General features: G+C 42.8%; 18 protein-coding genes. 8 read left to right on the top strand and 10 right to left on the bottom strand.

Annotation, left to right across the window (positions count from 1 at the left end; genetic code table 11):
• Positions 1-135: 135 nt before the first annotated feature.
• Positions 136-885, top strand: a complete 750-nt coding sequence (locus IGI73_RS15100; RefSeq protein ID WP_208769841.1) for a SagB/ThcOx family dehydrogenase — start codon at positions 136-138, stop codon at positions 883-885.
• A 135-nt stretch (positions 886-1,020) separates the two neighbouring features.
• Here the strand turns inward: IGI73_RS15100 and IGI73_RS15105 are convergent, their stop codons facing one another.
• Positions 1,021-1,458: a MerR family transcriptional regulator gene (locus tag IGI73_RS15105; RefSeq protein ID WP_208769840.1), complete on the bottom strand. Its 438-nt coding sequence runs from the start codon at positions 1,456-1,458 to the stop codon at positions 1,021-1,023.
• A 166-nt stretch (positions 1,459-1,624) separates the two neighbouring features.
• Here IGI73_RS15105 and IGI73_RS15110 point away from each other — a divergent pair, with 166 nt between their 5' ends.
• Positions 1,625-2,365: an SDR family oxidoreductase gene (locus tag IGI73_RS15110; RefSeq protein WP_086338773.1), complete on the top strand. Its 741-nt coding sequence runs from the start codon at positions 1,625-1,627 to the stop codon at positions 2,363-2,365.
• 367 nt (positions 2,366-2,732) lie between these two features.
• Positions 2,733-2,939, top strand: coding sequence for a hypothetical protein (locus IGI73_RS15115; RefSeq protein WP_005230591.1), 207 nt, complete (start codon positions 2,733-2,735; stop codon positions 2,937-2,939).
• A 65-nt stretch (positions 2,940-3,004) separates the two neighbouring features.
• Here the strand turns inward: IGI73_RS15115 and IGI73_RS15120 are convergent, their stop codons facing one another.
• The 5 genes from IGI73_RS15120 to IGI73_RS15140 form a co-directional block, all read right to left on the bottom strand.
• Positions 3,005-4,321, bottom strand: a complete 1,317-nt coding sequence (locus IGI73_RS15120; RefSeq protein WP_208769839.1) for an MATE family efflux transporter — start codon at positions 4,319-4,321, stop codon at positions 3,005-3,007.
• A 331-nt stretch (positions 4,322-4,652) separates the two neighbouring features.
• Positions 4,653-4,913 (bottom strand): metal-sensitive transcriptional regulator, encoded by a 261-nt coding sequence (locus IGI73_RS15125; RefSeq protein WP_005230585.1) that lies wholly within the window; start codon positions 4,911-4,913, stop codon positions 4,653-4,655.
• Positions 4,910-5,209, bottom strand: a complete 300-nt coding sequence (locus IGI73_RS15130) for a rhodanese-like domain-containing protein (protein ID WP_010748942.1) — start codon at positions 5,207-5,209, stop codon at positions 4,910-4,912. Before IGI73_RS15130 ends, IGI73_RS15125 begins: the two co-directional genes overlap by 4 nt.
• Positions 5,202-6,860: an FAD-dependent oxidoreductase gene (locus IGI73_RS15135; protein ID WP_375847521.1), complete on the bottom strand. Its 1,659-nt coding sequence runs from the start codon at positions 6,858-6,860 to the stop codon at positions 5,202-5,204. The genes IGI73_RS15130 and IGI73_RS15135 overlap by 8 nt, the downstream gene beginning before the upstream one ends.
• 2 nt (positions 6,861-6,862) lie before the next feature.
• Positions 6,863-7,177, bottom strand: a complete 315-nt coding sequence (locus IGI73_RS15140) for a rhodanese-like domain-containing protein (RefSeq protein ID WP_005230579.1) — start codon at positions 7,175-7,177, stop codon at positions 6,863-6,865.
• A 425-nt stretch (positions 7,178-7,602) separates the two neighbouring features.
• Here IGI73_RS15140 and IGI73_RS15145 point away from each other — a divergent pair, with 425 nt between their 5' ends.
• The 4 genes from IGI73_RS15145 (at position 7,603) to IGI73_RS15160 (ending at position 11,278) form a co-directional block, all read left to right on the top strand.
• A complete protein-coding gene (locus IGI73_RS15145; RefSeq protein ID WP_208769836.1) occupies positions 7,603-8,076 on the top strand; it encodes a DUF3955 domain-containing protein in 474 nt (157 codons plus the stop codon).
• Positions 8,077-8,439: 363 nt separating this feature from the next.
• Positions 8,440-8,805: a DUF2512 family protein gene (locus IGI73_RS15150; protein ID WP_086338777.1), complete on the top strand. Its 366-nt coding sequence runs from the start codon at positions 8,440-8,442 to the stop codon at positions 8,803-8,805.
• A 241-nt stretch (positions 8,806-9,046) separates the two neighbouring features.
• Positions 9,047-10,468 carry a cryptochrome/photolyase family protein gene (locus IGI73_RS15155; RefSeq protein ID WP_208769835.1) on the top strand — a complete coding sequence of 474 codons (1,422 nt, stop codon included), beginning with the start codon at positions 9,047-9,049 and terminating at the stop codon, positions 10,466-10,468.
• 411 nt (positions 10,469-10,879) lie between these two features.
• On the top strand, positions 10,880-11,278 hold the full coding sequence (locus tag IGI73_RS15160; protein ID WP_208769833.1) for a YxeA family protein: 399 nt from the start codon (positions 10,880-10,882) through the stop codon (positions 11,276-11,278).
• A gap of 291 nt (positions 11,279-11,569) precedes the next feature.
• Here the strand turns inward: IGI73_RS15160 and IGI73_RS15165 are convergent, their stop codons facing one another.
• The 4 genes from IGI73_RS15165 to IGI73_RS15180 all read right to left on the bottom strand — a co-directional run bounded on the left by IGI73_RS15165 (position 11,570) and on the right by IGI73_RS15180 (position 17,058).
• Entirely contained in the window at positions 11,570-13,018 is a 1,449-nt protein-coding gene (locus IGI73_RS15165) for a helix-turn-helix domain-containing protein (protein WP_221693272.1), read from the bottom strand.
• A gap of 537 nt (positions 13,019-13,555) precedes the next feature.
• Entirely contained in the window at positions 13,556-14,950 is a 1,395-nt protein-coding gene (locus IGI73_RS15170; RefSeq protein ID WP_208769831.1) for a glutamate decarboxylase, read from the bottom strand.
• A 29-nt stretch (positions 14,951-14,979) separates the two neighbouring features.
• Positions 14,980-16,389 (bottom strand): amino acid permease, encoded by a 1,410-nt coding sequence (locus tag IGI73_RS15175; RefSeq protein ID WP_010748933.1) that lies wholly within the window; start codon positions 16,387-16,389, stop codon positions 14,980-14,982.
• Positions 16,390-16,416: 27 nt separating this feature from the next.
• Complete coding sequence (locus IGI73_RS15180) at positions 16,417-17,058, bottom strand: hypothetical protein (protein ID WP_142968647.1); 642 nt, start codon at positions 17,056-17,058, stop codon at positions 16,417-16,419.
• Between the two features lie 152 nt (positions 17,059-17,210).
• On the opposite strand from IGI73_RS15180, the gene IGI73_RS15185 reads away from it, so the two are divergent.
• Complete coding sequence (locus tag IGI73_RS15185) at positions 17,211-17,639, top strand: hypothetical protein (protein WP_185953358.1); 429 nt, start codon at positions 17,211-17,213, stop codon at positions 17,637-17,639.
• Positions 17,640-18,034 lie beyond the last annotated feature (395 nt).

An 18,034-nucleotide genomic window follows, 5' to 3' on the forward strand; every position in this document is an offset into this window, starting at 1 on the left:
AGCACAATCAGTCTATGATACGACTGAAAGACTGCGTAGCTCACTGTCATTTACTTGTGAATAAAAGCGCATGGAAAAGCAATCCTTGTTATACTTATAAATAACACGAAGTCCTTAGAAAAAGGAGGAAAACTCATGACCCGTTACAAACGATTTCGCTTTGTTCATTTAGGCGCTCTTTTGGTGTTGGGCTTACTCCTCACTGGCTGCAGTGCGGATACGGCACCAATTGAAGAACAACCGACTACCAACACCGCCACTTCTTCTGAACCAGCGGTTTCCTATGAAACCTTTCCATTGCCGCAACCAATCTTAGACGGGGAAACCAGTGTGGCGGAAGCTCTCTTCGAGCGGCGCTCGCAACGGGATTTTCTAGAAACTGAGCTAACACAAGAACAGCTGGCACAGCTTTTATGGGCTGCTGCCGGTGTCACTACAGAAGATGGTCGCCGGACAGCGCCTTCGGCTGGTGCCTTGTATCCCTTAGACCTCTATGTTGTGGTCACACAGGTAACGGGGCTTGAGCCAGGGCTTTATCTGTATCAACCAGAGCAGCATACCTTAGCAAAAGTTCTTGCCGGCGATTTTCGGACCGCACTGGCGGAATGTTCGTTGGATCAGCAAGCGATCCAACGGGCACCTGCCACATTGCTTTATACAGTGGTTTATGAACGACTGATCGAGCGCTATGGGGACCGAGGAATCGAACGCTATGCCTATATCGAAGTCGGTCATTCCGCCCAAAACGTCCTTTTGCAAGCCCAAGCGTTAGGCTTAGGTGCTGTGCCGATCGGCGCCTTCACGGATCATGAACTCACAGAGCTGCTGCAGCTGCCAACGGAAAATGAACCCCGCTATTTGATTCCTGTAGGGGTTATTGAGTAACACTACTGAGTAACAGGTATCATTTTTCGTGGGGTTGTCAGTCTTTCATTAGAAACTGGCAAGGTTGATTTTCCCAGCAAAACTAGTACAATCGAAAAACCACCTGCAAAAACAGCAGGTGGTTTTTCGATGGGCTTATAGTTTGTATGCTCGGACTTCTTCTGGTATTTCTTCTAGCGGCAACTCTTTCACCACCGCTTCGGTGCCTGCTGCCATCGCTGTATCGTAGTACCAGCATTTGTATTTGATCGTATTCATGGTTTCTTGTAAGGCTGCCATTTGCTTTGTGACTTCTTCCAGACGTTCATGAAACAGCTGCTGCCGTTTCTGCAAAGACGCATCGCCTTCCTCGCCCCAATCCAAGAAATTCTTGATGTCTTTGATGGGCATGCCAGTATTCTTCAAACAATCGATCACTTTGATCGTCGCTACTTCTTTTTCGGAAAACATCCGAATGCCGCCATTACTACGGGCCAGCTTCGGAAACATCCCTTCTCGATCGTAATAACGCAGAGTCGAGATGGGGATATTAGTCGTTTGTGATACTTCGCCAATCGAGTAACTCACTTGCATCGCTCCTAAAAAAAATTTTGTTTATCGCTTGACCTAAACCTAACTTCAAGTTCTACAATTAAAATACACCGCAAGCACTGAACTGTCAATCACCTATCGTCTCATAGGTTCGCCATTGGCAGTAGCAGGATTCGATGAAAAAAATCATTCACTGGAGGAAATACAAATGACAGAAATCAAAGAAAAAGTTATCGTAATTATGGGAGCATCTTCAGGAATTGGGGAAGCAACCGCCGTTAAACTAGCCGAACAAGGGGCAAAAGTAGTGATCGCTGCCCGCCGTGAAGAGCGCATCAAAGCACTGGCTGAAAAATTAGGAGAAAATGTCTTGTATCAAACAGCCGATGTCACCAATCGCGAACAAGTCCAGCAAGTCATTGATTTAGCCATGACCTCCTTTGGTCGGATTGATGTCCTTTTTAATAATGCTGGCATCATGCCTCAAGGAAACTTGGCAGAGTTGAACTATGACAGCTGGCAAAAAATGCTGAATATCAATATCATGGGGGTATTGAACGGGATCGGCGCTGTGCTGCCCATCATGCAAAAACAGCAAGACGGTTTGATCATCGCCACTGACTCAGTTGCCGGACATGTCATTTACCCGGGTTCTGCCGTGTACAACGGGACAAAGTTTGCAGTTCGTGCAATTATGGAAGGCTTGCGCCAAGAAGAACGTGAACATGGCATTCGCTCAACCATCGTCTCTCCGGGAATGGTCTCCACGGAATTGTTTGAAACCGTCGGCAATGCTCAACTAGAAGCAGCCTTGAAAGAAACCTCTCGCGTAGAAGGCAACAGCCTAACGCCAGAAGACGTAGCAAATGCAGTGGTTTATGCCATTCAACAGCCCAAACATGTGGCGATCAGCGAAGTCTTGCTGCGCCCAGCAAAACAAACCGTTTAAGCTATTTCTACTAATCTATGAAACCTGCGACTGCTTCAGGCTGGTCGCAGGTTTTTTTGTCGTCAAAGCCCACCGTTTTCTTGGAAAAATTACTTGATTTTCTTGTAACACCCACTTGTCGAAAGAATGTAAACCAATGGTTGCTTTATGTAAACGACTAGGTTCTGTTGCTACGGGGGAAATTTTTTTATACTTAGTACAAAGCTTCCGTATAAAAACGACCAATCAGAAACAAACCGGACGTTCTCCTCATGAACGATGAATAGCCGAGCAAGCGCGCAGCCCTACCTTCACCGTTGACTTGCAAGTACTGCCTTAGCTGTCCTCTTTTTAGTACTTGCTTTTTATAAAAGAATGGAGTGTGTATATGAATGTAAAACAGCTACTCATTATTGCCGAGCAACGAAGAAACATTACGAATCAAAAATTGACCTATGCCGAAAATTTCTTGGCTGCCGGCTACTCTGCTGCCGAATTGCTGGCAGACGAAACCTTTCTTGAATTAGAGCGAAGGGAAACCCAACTGATTGCAGAACGCAACGCCATTTTTTACGAAGAAGTCAGCCACAATTAATCCCCCTGTCCAATTGTAGGCGACGAACAAGCGAAGGCTCAGCAGCACCTTCGCTTTTTTAACCCTCAAAGGCGTCCTTTGCCGTGAGGATCACGCTGCTTGATCGTCCAATAAAACAGCCCTGCAAAGAAACTACCGAGAATCAGGAAATTCATGCCGTATAGACAGTAGAGGAAGAAAAAGTTCAGCTGCCCACTGCGCCAAAAGCCCATGATTCCCACTAAAACCAGACTGTTGACGCATCCTGTCAACACACAAACCGTGCGACTGCACTCCAAACTTTGTAATAGGTATTTTGTGATTTCATATAACGGACTGACGAGCATTATCCCCAGCATGATTGGTAGAATAGCTGGCAACAAGTCTAAAACAGCGACATCTGTAGTAAACAACTGAAAAAAAGCGGGACGAAAGAGCCAGATCAGACTGGCGATTCCAACATAAGCCACAAAAGAAGAAGCGAAGGCACTTTTCCCCACTGCTAAAATCTTCTGACGGTTTTTCTGTCCATTCGCCTCACTCGCAAAGACGGTCACTGCGTTGCCATACATCAAAGCAGGCAACCGTGCGATCATCAATCCTTGGCTGCCGATCGCATAGGCTGCCAGCGTACTGACACCCAATCGTGAGACGAAAGCTTCAAAAGCAATAATAAAGACTAAACCCTCAAAGCATTCCTGAATCATTAAAGGGACCGCTTTTTTCAATAAAAAGGTGCGTTTTCGTGGTCTTTGTTTCAGCCCCCTGGCTAGACTTTCTCGTAAAAGAACCCCATAAATCCCCAGCAAGCACAAAGTCGCAAGCATATTTGCGATGCCACTGCCTAAGACCCCCATTGCGGGAAAACCGAGATTGCCGTTGATCAATAGATAGCTAAGCAACACCTGTACCAACGCACTAATAATGGAAACACCGAGGATGTAGTTCGTTTTCTTTTCAATTTTTAAAAGGCTAGTAAAAACAAACGTGACTAAGGTAAGTAAAATATAGGGAGACATGATTGCAAGATACAATGTTGCGGTCCTTAGCAGCTCCCCGCTAAATCCGTAGACAACCTGCAAAATGCCGCGTCCAAAAAGCAGGAAAATCAAGAAAAAGCTCACGCCGATCGCGACTACTAGAAAAAGAACCGAGGACAGATAATCATTTAACTGCGTCTCTTCTCTTTGCCCGACTGCCTTTGCGCCATAAATATTAAAAGCCAGGCCAATCGCACCTAAAATACCCGCAAAAGCGTAGAGAAATCCGTCGATCAGTGCGATCGCCGCCAGCGCTTCCGTGGATCTTCTTGAAATAATCGCTAATGAAACTTGCGCAATAATGATTTGAAACAAATTGGAAGCAATCAAAGGCAATGTAAAAGACTGTATTTTTTTGTTCAAAAAGCTCTCCTCTCTCATTCGTCATAACTGCGCAACACCCACTCGCTTATTGTGATTTTAGTCACAAGAAAAGCGATCGTTGGTCGCTACATATACTCAACGACCCATCGGGCGTTTTGACGTTTCTCCCTCCATTTAACCATACAGCCTTCTCGGTGTATATTCCTTCGTAATTAAAAAACAAAACATACCGACAATCTCCGCTTATTTCCTCTATTGGTGTCGACAAGCAATCACTGATGAAGAGTAAAAAGGTTCAGAAGAACATGCTGCTCTTCTGAACCTTTTCCATAGGATGATAAAAAACGCGACAAACCTTTCAAAAATCCCGTTATTTCTTCACGATCAGCTGAACGGCTTGATCGATTTTCTGCTTTTGGGTTTCCGTGTCGCTGTCTGGATTTTCCAAACAATTTTTCAAATTTTCAGCGACAATGATCCCCATAATACGGTTAACACTGGAACTGACGGCGGACAATTGCGTGATGACATCGACGCATTCTTTCTCGTCTTCGATCATTTTTTGAATCCCCCTCAACTGGCCTTCGGTTCGTTTTAACCGATTCAAAATATCTTTGTTGCATGCGGTCATCGTTTGATTTCTCCTCTCCATGCTGACATGCCGCCGAGGACATTGGTCACTTGAAACCCTTGCTGGCTCAAAAACTCAGACGCCATTTGCGAACGAGCCCCTGAATGACAGATGACATAGTAGTTTTTATCCTTCTCTAAGTCGCTGATTTGTTCCGTCAGCTCGCTCAACGGTAGGTTTTGTGCTGTTTTGATGTGTCCTTGTGCAAACTCATCGACTTCTCTGACATCAAGGATCTCAAGTGGTTCACGTTTTTCTTTTTGGGCAAATTCCTCCATAGATATTGCTTTAATCATGAATAATCATCTCCGGCTTAATAGTATTATACAACGAAAAGGCACCATCGAGGTTTTGACAATTGATGCCCGCTTGTTTTAAGATGCGTTCGGCAATGTAGCTTCTCAATCCGCTATGACACGTAACGACATACGAAACGCTTGGATCCAATTCAGACAACCGATCCCTCAATTCATCTAACGGAATGTGGAGCGCTTGTTGAAAACGTCCATTATCGGCTAATTCCATCTCTGAACGAACATCCAACAACTGCTTACCGTTTTCTAAGGCATCCGTCAATTCGTGCCACTGAATATTCTCACTGATTCCTTCCGCCAGATTGATCGCTGCATAGCCAAGCATATTCACTGGATCTTTGGCTGAGCCAAAAGGCGGTGCATAGGTGAATTCCAGTTCAGGCAAGTCAAAGATCGTTAAGCCGCCTTTGATCGCTGTTGCCAATATATCGATCCGTTTATCGACTCCTTTGGCACCGATGCCTTGCGCACCGTAGATTTTTCCAGTATTAGCATCAAAAATCAGTTTCAAATAAATATCCGTCGCATCAGGATAATACCCTGCATGGGCTTTGCCTGACAGATGAACCACCTGGGGATTTAGCCCTGCCAGTTTGGCGCTGCGCTCACTCAACCCTGTGGAAGCTGCTGCAAGATCGAATACGCGCACGATCGCAGTCCCGATACTGCCTTTGTTTTTGCGAGCCAGTCCTCCCAACACATCAGCTACTTGCCGACCTTGGCGATTGGCTGGTGACGCCAGGGAGATCAGCGTGTCTTCGTTGGTGATTTGTTGTTTCACAACGATGGCATCACCCACCGCGTAAATATCTTTCTTGCTGGTTTGGTATTGCTCATCTACTAGGATACCCCCCCGGTGTCCTAATTCAATACCAGCACGTTTCGCCAAATCCGTTTCTGGTTGGACACCTACCGAAAGAATCGTGACATCTGAGGCCAGGACCGTGCCATCCTCCAGAACGATTTCTTGCCCTGCTTTTTCAAAAGCGGTCGCTGACTGCGAGGTCAAAACTTTGATCCCTTGCTTGATCAATTCATTTTTGACATACGCAGCCATTTCTTCGTCCAAAGGTGGCAATACGTGGGGTGCTTTTTCTACGATCGTTACTTCGAGGCCTTTTTTATGTAAATTTTCAGCGACTTCTAACCCAATAAACCCAGCGCCAATGATCGTCGCTTTTTGAGGCTTTTTGTCTTCAAGATGTGCCATGATTTGGTCTAAGTCAGGAACATTGCGCAAAGAAAAGGCGTTGGTTGCTTCTTCTAGCCCTTTGATCGCTGGTACTAGCGGTTTTGCCCCCGGCGATAAAATCAACGCATCATAAGATTCCGTGAAGACGTGTTCGCCATGTTTGACCGTCACCGTTTTCTCCTCTGGCTGGATCGCCAGTACCTCATGAAAAGGTCGCACATCTAAGTTGAACCGTTTCTTTAATGCGTCAGGTGTTTGGACCAATAGGGCATCTCGCTCTTTGATCTCACCAGAAATGGCATACGGCAGCCCGCAATTCGCAAAAGAGACAAAAGGACCTTTTTCAAAAACAATGATCTCCGCTGCTTCTTTAAGCCGACGTAAGCGCGTTGCTGCCGACATTCCCCCTGCTACCCCACCGACAATAACTATTTTTTCCATCATTACTTTCCTCCTTTGGTTGTTCCGCGCCATTGATTCATGCCGCCACGAACGTTGACCACATCAAAACCTTTTTTACTTAGGATTTTGGCTGCTTGTTTGCTTCGCATCCCCGATTGGCAAATGACTGCCAGTTTCTTGTCGCCTTTTTGAGTAAATCCAGCAATCTTATTTAACGGTACATTTTTCGCATAGGCAATGTGCCCGCTGCGGTACTCCGCTGGCGTGCGTACATCCAGAACCGTCCATTCTTTGGCTCCTTCTTTTTGTAAATCTGCTGTTGACATACTTGGTATGCGCTTAAATAGTGAAAACATTTCTTGCTCCTTTCGTATACCCCTTGGGGTATATTAAACAAGATGTTTTGCGATTTGTCAACTAAGTGATTTTCTTTAAGAAAAGAAACTTGCTGTTGCGCTACTCCCCGCTCGATACTCTCGACAGCTGTCGGACAGCTACCGATCAAGCAGCGAAAGGCCTGTATCCCACAATTCCCTCCCCTCGATCACAATGCTATAATAAAAGAAAAGATACATTGTAAAAATAACACACATCAAATCGTTTACTTAGCAGCTGATCGCTTTGATTATTAAAGATGATTGGCTCCCGCCCTAACCAAGAGCGGACAAAAAAGCGACGCAAGCACCACTTTCCCTTGATTTATCAAGCAGCAAGCCCTGCTTTCTTGGAACCAACGAGGGTTTCGACTATGCTTAAGTCACATCAGCGAAAGGAAGATAAGATGGAATTTGGCGAAAAAATCAAAGAAGTACGTACGAGAAATAATTTGACCCAAGAACAATTTGCCACTCAACTACACGTGACAAGACAAGCCGTTTCGAACTGGGAAAACAATTGTAATCTACCAGATTTAGAAATGCTGATTGCCATCGCCACGATTTTTGAACTCTCGCTTGATGAATTGATTTTAGGAGGAACTCAAGTGAACAAGATCACTGAAAAACTAATCAAAGACGGCAGCGAGACCCGACGCGCCAAACTCAATTTGATCACGACCCTGATCGGAACATTTTTACTACTATTCGGCTTTGCTTGCTTCTTCATCAAAGCAAGCGCCGTAGAATACATCGATCAATCCGGCATTTTACATGAAAATTTCTACCTGATTCCTGTAGGATTTTTGTTCCTATTGGCTAGTTTCGTAGTATTTGCAGGAACCGGGATCAGTTATTTTCGAGCTGTTAGGAGAAAATAAATAAGAAGACGGCATAAAGCGACCCTCGAAAAGCAGATCAAAATCTGACTTTGGCGGGTCGCTCCATTTAAATTGCCTTGCTAAATTGTTTGATTCCAGTAAATACTGTACCGATACTTTATCTCCTTACAAAATCCCCTCTATTCTTCTTTCGTTTCACAAATTAATCCCACTGATCATTCCTGAAAGTGTTTAAACTATTTACGACTATTCGTCAAGCAATTATGCTTAAAATAGTATAAAAAATCAAACCAATCATTTTTTTTGACACAAAAAATGTCAGATGATAGCCTTGAAATAGAAGGTTATCACTAACAATGACCTTCTTGCTTTTGGAATAAATAATAAAAAGGAGTGTATGAAATGAAACATCTAAAAGCGTTGGTTGTCAAAGCACTAATGATTTGGGCGATTTTGTGGATTGTGTTGTCAGGGATTTACGATGTCAGTTTTATGGACTCGACGATCGTCGGTGTGATCATTGTGGTGATGATCTATGTGCTAGGCGACTTGGTCATTTTGCGTAAGATCGGTAACATTGCGGCAACGGTTGCAGATGCCGGCGCAGCAGCCCTTATCCTATGGCTGTATCTGACTTATATGGACTATACAAATGACATTTGGATGTTAGTATTGATCCCAGCAGTATTGATCGGTGTGGCAGAATGGTTCTTCCACAAATGGTTGTTAAAAGCAGACATCGTGCCAGATGAACGGAAAATGAAATAATTTTGTTGATTGCTAGAATCGAACGCAGACTCTTGTTCTGTGTTCGATTTTTTTTGTTTACAAGATCGGCTATTGAAAAGCGACGCATCTTCTTATTCCATATGCTTTCTATAATCATGGACGCTTGCCAAGATTTCTGGTTAGCTAAAGCAATCGCCAAATTTGAATAAATCCCATCTTTCCATTACTATAAACGAAATCCGATCGTTTTTTGCACGGTTATATTATCAAGGAGGTTTGTATGGCAATTCATGTGATGTGGTTTAGAAAGGATCTACGCTTAGAGGACAACACGGCACTGACTGAGGCGCTTGCGTCTCTTCAAGCAAACGACCATTTGTTGTGTGTATTTCATCTCAATGACAAGCAGTTTCTCCCCAAGGCGCCAAGCCATGATTACTTTTTTAGCGCAGTTGCTCACTTTATCGAGGCTGCCAAAAAGCAAAATCTGACGATCCACCTCTTGACAGGGACTTTGACAGAAGCCTTTGATCAGTTGTTCGCTTGCTATCCAGAATGGAGCCAGCTTTACTTCAACTTTGATAACCGTGGATTTGGTCGTAAACGTGATCTCTACATAAAAGAATTGGTCGAGAAAAAAGGCATCACTGTCCATTCTTTTGAAGATCATCATCTGCATCAACCAACAGAAGTCACCAAAGAGGATGGGACGTACTACAAAAAATTTACCCCCTACTATAAGAAATGGATTCAATTGCCCAAACCGGTGTATCAAAAGCAGGCTCTCGATTTTGAAAAAGCCGTTCATTTTGATGATGCCCCTCACTTCAAAGCAGGGACAGCGCTGCTTGCTAAGCTGCTAGAAAATAGAAAGACCGATTTTTCAACGATCGTTGGGGAAGACTATGCGCACAAGCAATTGCAGGCATTTGTGCAAAAGCGTTTGGCCACCTATGAAAAAGACCGTGATATCCCTTCGATCAAAGGAACGAGCCGCCTGTCTCCTTTCTTGTCTTTTGGACAAATCTCTATTCGGAAGGTTTGGGCCGCTTGCCAAGGAATGCCATCAAGCACTGGCAAAGCGACCTTTTTAAAAGAACTGGCTTGGCGAGATTTTTATCATATGATCTACTTCAGCCATCCTGAACAAAAAAACTATGAACTCATCGAGAAATATCGAAACATGGATTGGCGAAAGAATGAAGAGGAGTTCACCAAATGGCAAGCAGGGCAAACCGGCTATCCGATCATTGATGCCGCGATGCGGCAGCTGAATCAAACCGGTTGGATGCATAACCGTCTACGGATGATCGTCGCTTCCTTTCTAACCAAAGATTTACTGATCGATTGGCGGCAAGGAGAAGCCTATTTTGCTCGACAATTGATCGACTACGATGCTGCCAGCAATATCGGCGGCTGGCAGTGGGCAGCTTCGACTGGCACCGATGCGGTTCCTTACTTTCGAATTTTCAACCCTATCACACAAGGGAAAAAATTCGACAAGGATGGGACGTTTATCAAACAATTTGTTCCCGAACTCGCCCAGTTGCCGCTAAAATTCATCCATGAACCCTACTTGATGACTGACGAAGAACAAGCCGACCTAAAGGTAGTTTTAGGCACCGACTATCCGTTGCCTGTAGTTGACCACAACGAAGCCAGAAAAAGAGCCCTCGATTTGTATAGTAAAATCGAACCATAAAAAGCTGCCATGGACTGCTCTCAAGCATTTTCGGTAAAAAAAACCAGCAAAGACGGTCTCTTACGGAGCGCCTTTGCTGGTTTTTTATGAAACTGGTGCACTATTTTTCACCTTTCTATAGTGAAAAAACAAGCGGCATGTCACATCAAATAGTCTGCTGCTGGGCATACATAAAAGAAGCATTTTCCATGCTGTGTTTTTTAATTAAGGTCTTGTTGTCTACTTCCCCTCTTATTTCTAGTCGCTCTAAGCACCAATCCCCTAACGATTCATAGATCGAACCCTTTACTAGCGGCGTTCCCTGCTTTTTCACGACTGGCTAGTAACGTTTCTCCTTGCAAAACTGTTCGTCTGATGAAAGGACATCTATAGAACCATTCTGTTATAATAGCTCCATATTTAAGGATAAGGATGGTTTATATGAAAAAAATAATCGGATTCATCTTAGTCGTACTTTTTGGGTTTGTTGGATACAAAGGCTATGAATATTATCAATCCACCTACTCAGGACAAACAGCTTACGCGTATGTCCCGTCTGAGATTCCGCCTAAGGTCCAACACGAAAGTAAGAGCGGCATCGGCGACCAGTCTCCTTGGTATTCTTACGATTACACATTAAACTTTGTAAAAGAAGATGGCAGTACCCAAACCCTTGAGGTTTCATTATCAGAAGATAACGCAAAACCCTTAACACCAAATTCTTATGTAAAAGCGGTGATCAGTGAAAAGCGTACAATAAAAGGCCCGAATGGCATTGAAAAAAACGCAATTCCCAAAAAGGTTCTAGAGAAATTAGAAAATCAGAACTAACGATGCCAGACTCACATCTCTATGTGGGTCTTTTTTACCTCCTTCCAAAATCAGCATTTTGAATCCCTTCTGTTCGTTTCATTGATGTCTTCTGCTCTGTTGCGATACGTATACAAGGATACTGGGCACATTTATCTAGCAGAAAGCTGCTTGACTGATCCCTATTCTTATTCCGTCATCAATGATAAGAGCAATTCAAGCTCCTTTTCCCTTCCCTCCTTCGCAGATAATTGAAAAAGCAGCGAATCACCTATCCGTTGACTCACTGCTTTTTGACTAACAAGTAATGGCTCACACCACAAAAGAATGGTACTTAGAGTAAGCAATTTGATCGACGATCGCAGAAACCTGATTGACATCTAAATCGGCACCGATGGCAGTCACTTGATAAAATTGACCATAATTGTTGCCAAGTTGAGGGACACGGGCGTTTGAAATCAGCAAATCGTATTCTTCCTCATTGTTGTAAGGAGAAATAGTCACATTTTGTTTCCCTTTTAGTTCATTTTTTAACAAGTAAATGGAAGCATCTGCCAAAAGACTGGAGCCCATATTTAAGACCCCGATCCGTACCCGATATTCCTCTTTCGGTGATAACAGATAGATTAAAAAGACCAGACGTTTCTTGAGGTAGTTGAGTTTCGTGGGCGTAAACAAGTTGGTTGGTGCAATAATGTGTTGCAGGATGTCTGTAATCACTTGATCTCGCAAGGAATTGTGAAACAGCTTGTGGTAATAATTCAAGGTGACTCTGTCAATGGAGTAATTTACCCCATGAAAGTAATAGACTTGTGCGATCAAGGAGAAGACACTGGCTTTAATATCGATCGTCGTATGCGAGGCTTCAAGACAATAAATGGACTGGATCGCTGCCATCACTTCATCGGTAATCTCAAAGACAGGATTTTTATTGGTATACAACCCTAAGCGAAGCTCCTCGTAAGGAATTCCTCCTACCGTAACGAGAAAAAGACAGATAAAGAAGGGGACGATCTTGGCTTCGTCTACTGAACAGATGCTTTTTTTCGACACATAGGCCTGTCGAATAAAGCGACAAATCGGCATTTCTTGGCAACGATTGATTTTGATTTGTTCCTCCGGACTTAAGCTTCCCAAAGTTGTGTGAGGCGTGACTTTTTTCATGATCACAAATAGCCAGATCTTCAACTGCTTTTGTTGCGCAATCGAGAGGGTTATTTTTTTCGCTAGCTCCGCCACCAGCTCATCGATCAAAACAGAATCGATCGCTGTTTCCCCCATTTTAAAAAAATTATAGTAAAAATAAATGCGTTGCGTCATCGTTCCCGCTAGCTTTTTGTTCTTTATCTTTAATTCAAAATGCTGCAGCAGCTGATTGCACTCTGCAATCACACGATTCAGTGTCCCCACGCTTATTTTTAATTCATCGGCTAATACGAAAGCGTCATAGCCCGCATGTTGAAACAAATAATGGATGATTTGATATTTTACAGATTTTTTCAATAACGTGTCGGTCAAATCATCCAATGAGACGCTGTCGTTTACTTGCAGATCAAGGGTATAACGGTTGATTGCAAAAGAGACCTTCTCATTTTTTAGTTGTTGCTGAAGATTTTCTGATAGTTTCGTCAAGGTTGGCATCGTAATCTCTAATTCCCGACACGCATCACTTTTTTTGATATGACCCGTCGATAAATACAAGAATTTGAGCAAGATGTACTCCAATTTCAAGTCTTTATCCAGTAAGTCTTCTTTATACATGACTGTTTTTCCTCCTGTGTAAATCCTTATTCTTTTCGAATAGTTACAACCAATTTACAGAAAAAGATAGCAGTACATTTCCTATGAAACAAACAAATGTAGTAAAAACATGCCCTTTCTACACATACTTTTCCTTCACTTACTCCCCAAATAAACCAAAACGAACGAACAAAAATGCGCCCTGCCAGACGAACTTTCCTCAGAGTTTCCTCGCGACAATGTTCTCGGATTTTCTTTTTGTTTATGTAAAACATGCTTCTCTAAAAAAATATATTTAGACCATAATAATTAATACTATCACAAGCTAGAAATGTCAATAAATGAAATTATCAAGCGCCATTTTTTTACTTTCTCTTAAAAAATGACCCTATCAAGTACTTACCCGTTCGTATAAACAAAAAAATCAAAGGCAGTCGATGCAACCGCCTTTGATTTTTCTATAAACCATTGTTCATTCAGTCTTGCAAAAAACGTTTCATAAAGGGTCTTTTTATTCATTGAAAAAAGCAATGAATGGGTTTCTAGCGATACCGTTTCTTAATGTGAAAAGCCATAGGTTTGATCAGATGAAACATGACGGCTTGGTCGCTTGTTCAAGCGCTCGATTCCTTCTTTCATATCTTGCACCAGATCCATTGCCATTTGCATACTTAAATCTGCCCGGCAGACAAAGCGTTGGATATTGATATGTGATAGATTATCAGGTAATGGATAGGTAGGGACCTGCCAGCCTTTCATGGCAAATTCATCCGTCAAATCATACAGATTCCAAGAAATGTCGGCATCTTCTTTTAATTTGTAGCAGACGATCGGCAACCGTGACCCATCATTATAAATATCGAAGTAACCCATGTTTTCAATTTCTTTTGCCAGATATTGGGCAACATCACTGGTCTTTTTGTGGATCAAGCGGTAGCCTTCAAACCCATTGCGGATAAAGGTGTAATATTGTCCGATGATTTGGCTGGCGCTTCTTGAAAAGTTGATGGCCATCGTTGGCATTTCACCGCCAAGATAACTTACTTTAAAGACCAACTCTTCTGGTAGGAAATCTTTTTCTTTCCAAAGCACCCAACCGATACCAGGATAGACTAACCCATATTTATGTCCAGACGTACTGATGGAACGAACGTTTTTCAAACGGAAATCCCATTCAAGCTCTGGTTCCATAAATGGTGTGTACAATCCACCACTAGCCGCATCCACGTGGATGTAGACTTTGTAGTCGGTGTGTTTGTTGTATTCCTCTAATTTCTTATCTAGTGCTTTGATATCATCGTATCGTCCAGTGTAAGTGATCCCTAAAATACCGACGACCCCGATCGTATATTCATCTAAATAGTCCGTGACCTTTTCGACATTGATGCTGCCATGTTCTTCATCGATAGGGATCGTCCGCATTTCAATGTCCCAGTAGACACAGAATTTTTCCCAAACGACTTGATAGGCAGAAGAAATCACTAAGTTTGGTTTTTGTTTATTGATATCTAAGCCAAGTTTTTTTGCCCGATTGCGCCAAGCAAATTTTAAGGCCAATCCACCTAGCATACACGCTTCACTTGAGCCTACTGTTGATGTACCGATAAAATCAGACGCTTCTGGGGCATGCCATAAATCAGCGATCATGTTGACACAGCGGTTTTCAATTTCTGCTGTCCGTGGGTACTCGGTTTTATCGATGGCGTTTTTATCAAGGGTTTCACTCATGATTTTGACTGCTTCTGGTTCCATGTAGGTTTGACAAAACGTCGCCAAATTTTGTCTTGAGACCCCTTCATCGATCAATTGATCTTTGACTAATTCATAGGCATCCCGCGGTACCAAGGACTCTTTTGGTAATTTGTACATAGGGATCGCCCGATCCATTGCCTCATTCCCATAGATAGGTTCCAAATATTGGGCTTCTTTTCGATTTTTTTTAGTAAATAACATGCAGCTCTCCTCCTCATAGGTTGTGCTTTTTATTTTTTATCGCTTGCTTTTTCACCTACGTATTTATAGATGACAAACGGTATCACGACAATTATCAGCCAGCTGATGATCAAGATGGCTAAATAGGTTCCGCCTTTTCCCGATCCGATATCGCTCGGTGGAAAGAAGGAAATAAAGAAAGAAAAAATAGAAACAAGCAAACCAACCATCGCAACACCAATTTTCACATTTTTCCCACCAGGAATATGATACGTTCTTGTTAAGTCGTCTTTTTCCTTGACTAACTTAATATACGAAAGAAACAAGAGGACATAAGCAACCAGATAGATGCAGACCGTCAAAGCCATCGCAACGAAGAAGGATAGATTGGCGCCCCCGCCACCTAATGTCAAGACAACCGCCCAAATAGAAACAATGATGCCTTGCACCAAAACGATGTTGATTGGGACATTGTGTTGATTGACTTTTGCCATTTGTTTTGGCAGCAAGCCATTTTCAGCTGCTTCAAGCATCGCCGTCGATGGACCGACCACCCAAGCGGCAATTTCTGCAATAACACCTAAACAGATGACCACGGCAATCAAACGAACCAGCCATTCCCCGCCGCCAAAATGATGGATCAAATAAGAATAGGCTTGGATCACACCAGTATCAAGAGACAATTGATTTTGGGGAATCGTGGCAGCCACGGTTGCTCCGCCGAGCGTATCCAAAAGTATCGTCGCTACGACTAAAATCAAAATGGCTTTCGGGTAATTCTTTCCAGGATTGTCCATATCTTTTACGTGACTGGCAGAAGATTCAACCCCTGCATAGGCCAAAATAAAGGAAACAAAAACGACCAGCGTATTGATTTTCGTAAAATCAGGAATCCATGCGCCTGAGCCAAAGGAAACTTTGATGGGATTTCCTTGAGCAATGTAGACAATTCCTAGGATAAAAAGTATGATCCCAGTTGCGACGATCCCCACAAAGAACCCTACTTTGGCAATCTTCGCAGTATTTTTTGTTCCGCCAAATTGCGAGATCGTAATCAACCAAAAGATCACTAAAGTGGCAATCAGCTTCAGCCAAACATTGGTATTAAGAGCCGGCCAATTTAGGGCATAGGAAAGCGCCCCGACAATAAAGTAAATCATCGTAATAAAGCCTACCGTGATTTGGAACCATTGGAAGAAAATGGCAGCAAAGCCCCATTTTCTCCCTAATGTTTTTGAGACCCAGGTATAGAGTCCCCCTTTTTCCCATCCTTTTACAGTAGCCATCTCCGCAGAGCAAAGGGCTACAGGGATAAACCAGAGGAAACCGCCGACGAGTAGATAAAAAACTAGATTCATCTTCGATGTCGCAAAGGTTGGATACTCATATACCGTCATCACCATTGAAGCAGTTATCGCAAAAAAACTCAACAATGATAGTTTTTTCTTGCTAGTATCCATTTTTTTTCAACCTCCTATCGTTAGATACTATTTTTCAGCAGCGGAAGAAAGATCAATATGGTACGTATGTGTCAGATCACCATCTGCTTTAAATTCGATTTCGATTGCTTTGATCGCTGGCAAACTTTGTTCTTGTGCTACTTTAAAGTGAATAAAGCCATCTTTGTGTTTGTCATGGGTCAAAATTTCATCATCTAAATAGTCCACAAATACTTCCGCTTCAATTTTCTTGCCATCATTCAACACCAAATATGCTTTGTCAGGTTTGATTTTTTTGTCTTTCGAATCTTCATTAAACAATTGATATTTCAGTGAGAGCAATGTTTTGTATTCTTTGTCTTTGTCTTTGAATTCTTCTACATTCACAATTTTTACATGGTTCACTAAAAAGCGAATGTGATCCCAACCAGCATTTTCATAATTCGTTTCATACCAAACAACATCTTTGACTTTCGGATCGATTCCCTTGGTTACGATTTCTTCAAAATACCCGTCATCACTCAATTTTTCACTTCCCACGATCACCTCATCTGAAGAATCACTGATCAACGTTTCGGTTCCTGACCCAGAGACCACTTCCCCTGACTCTTCCACTGTTGAGCACGCACCTAGAGTGAACAAAACGCCTACACCTAAAACGAAACCTGCAACTAATGATGTTTTTTTCATTGTAAATCCTGTCCTTTCTTTTATTATTTTTATTCCATCTCAGGTATACCATTTATCTAAAAAAAGCGAATATCTAATTTTTTATTTTAAAAACAAAAAAACGCGAAAAATACTTCGCGTTTCGGTGCTATCATGAAGTGCAGATAAGAACAATGACCATTGAAAAGAAAGGACTGAGTTTTTTGAAAGCGCTTGTGGTCGTCATAACCGCCGTTTTGTTGGGTATCCGCCCACTTTCAGCTATCTTTTGTCTGGAAAGTACGGAAAGACCTACTTCTAGCGCAACGATTTCTCGGATAGAAGTTGCCCAAAATGAGTGGGTGCCTTCTGGGTCACCAAGGTTTGTTGGAACGCTGATGCTTCCTGATGCAAAAGACAACGTGCTGACAGCTGACGGGCATTTTCTGAGAAAGACTTCCAAGCTTGCGACGAATAGACGAGGAGCAATAGCAGCTTGTAGGGTTCAAAAAACACCAAAAACCGCACGGGGCAGCCAACTTACTCAGCGTTGCAGCTCTTCAGCCCTTACGACTTTGCGGTTAGAAAAAGCGTGTCAGGCACGGGCAATCAACCGTCCTTAGTTCTCATCCGAGTATTTGGTGTCGTACATGACGCCTTCATCCACAGGGTTTCCGCAGTGATGGCACATAGGTAAGTCAAAAACAAATGATCCTCAAACGTTTATCCTCACGTGTATCCTAGACAAATCTACTTCCCCATCCTGAACACAAAAAATAGCCACTACTTACTTTCCACTTACTTGTGCCATCCTCTGCTTGATAAAACGATCAAACTTTTTTGATTAAAAACAAAAAATTGCCTCTTCTGTTTTGATCATTTTTTAGTGATCGATCATTACTTAGCTAGCTAAGCCCCCCAAACCAAAAGCAGCCTCCGAAAAACAGTTTCGGGGGCTGCTTGGGGTGAGCTTTGCTCACTATTTAGTTTTCTTATAAAAATTTTAATATGAGAAATC

The organism is Enterococcus sp. DIV0755f, from assembly GCF_051713725.1.
GTDB classification, from domain to species: Bacteria; Bacillota; Bacilli; order Lactobacillales; family Enterococcaceae; genus Enterococcus_D; species Enterococcus_D casseliflavus.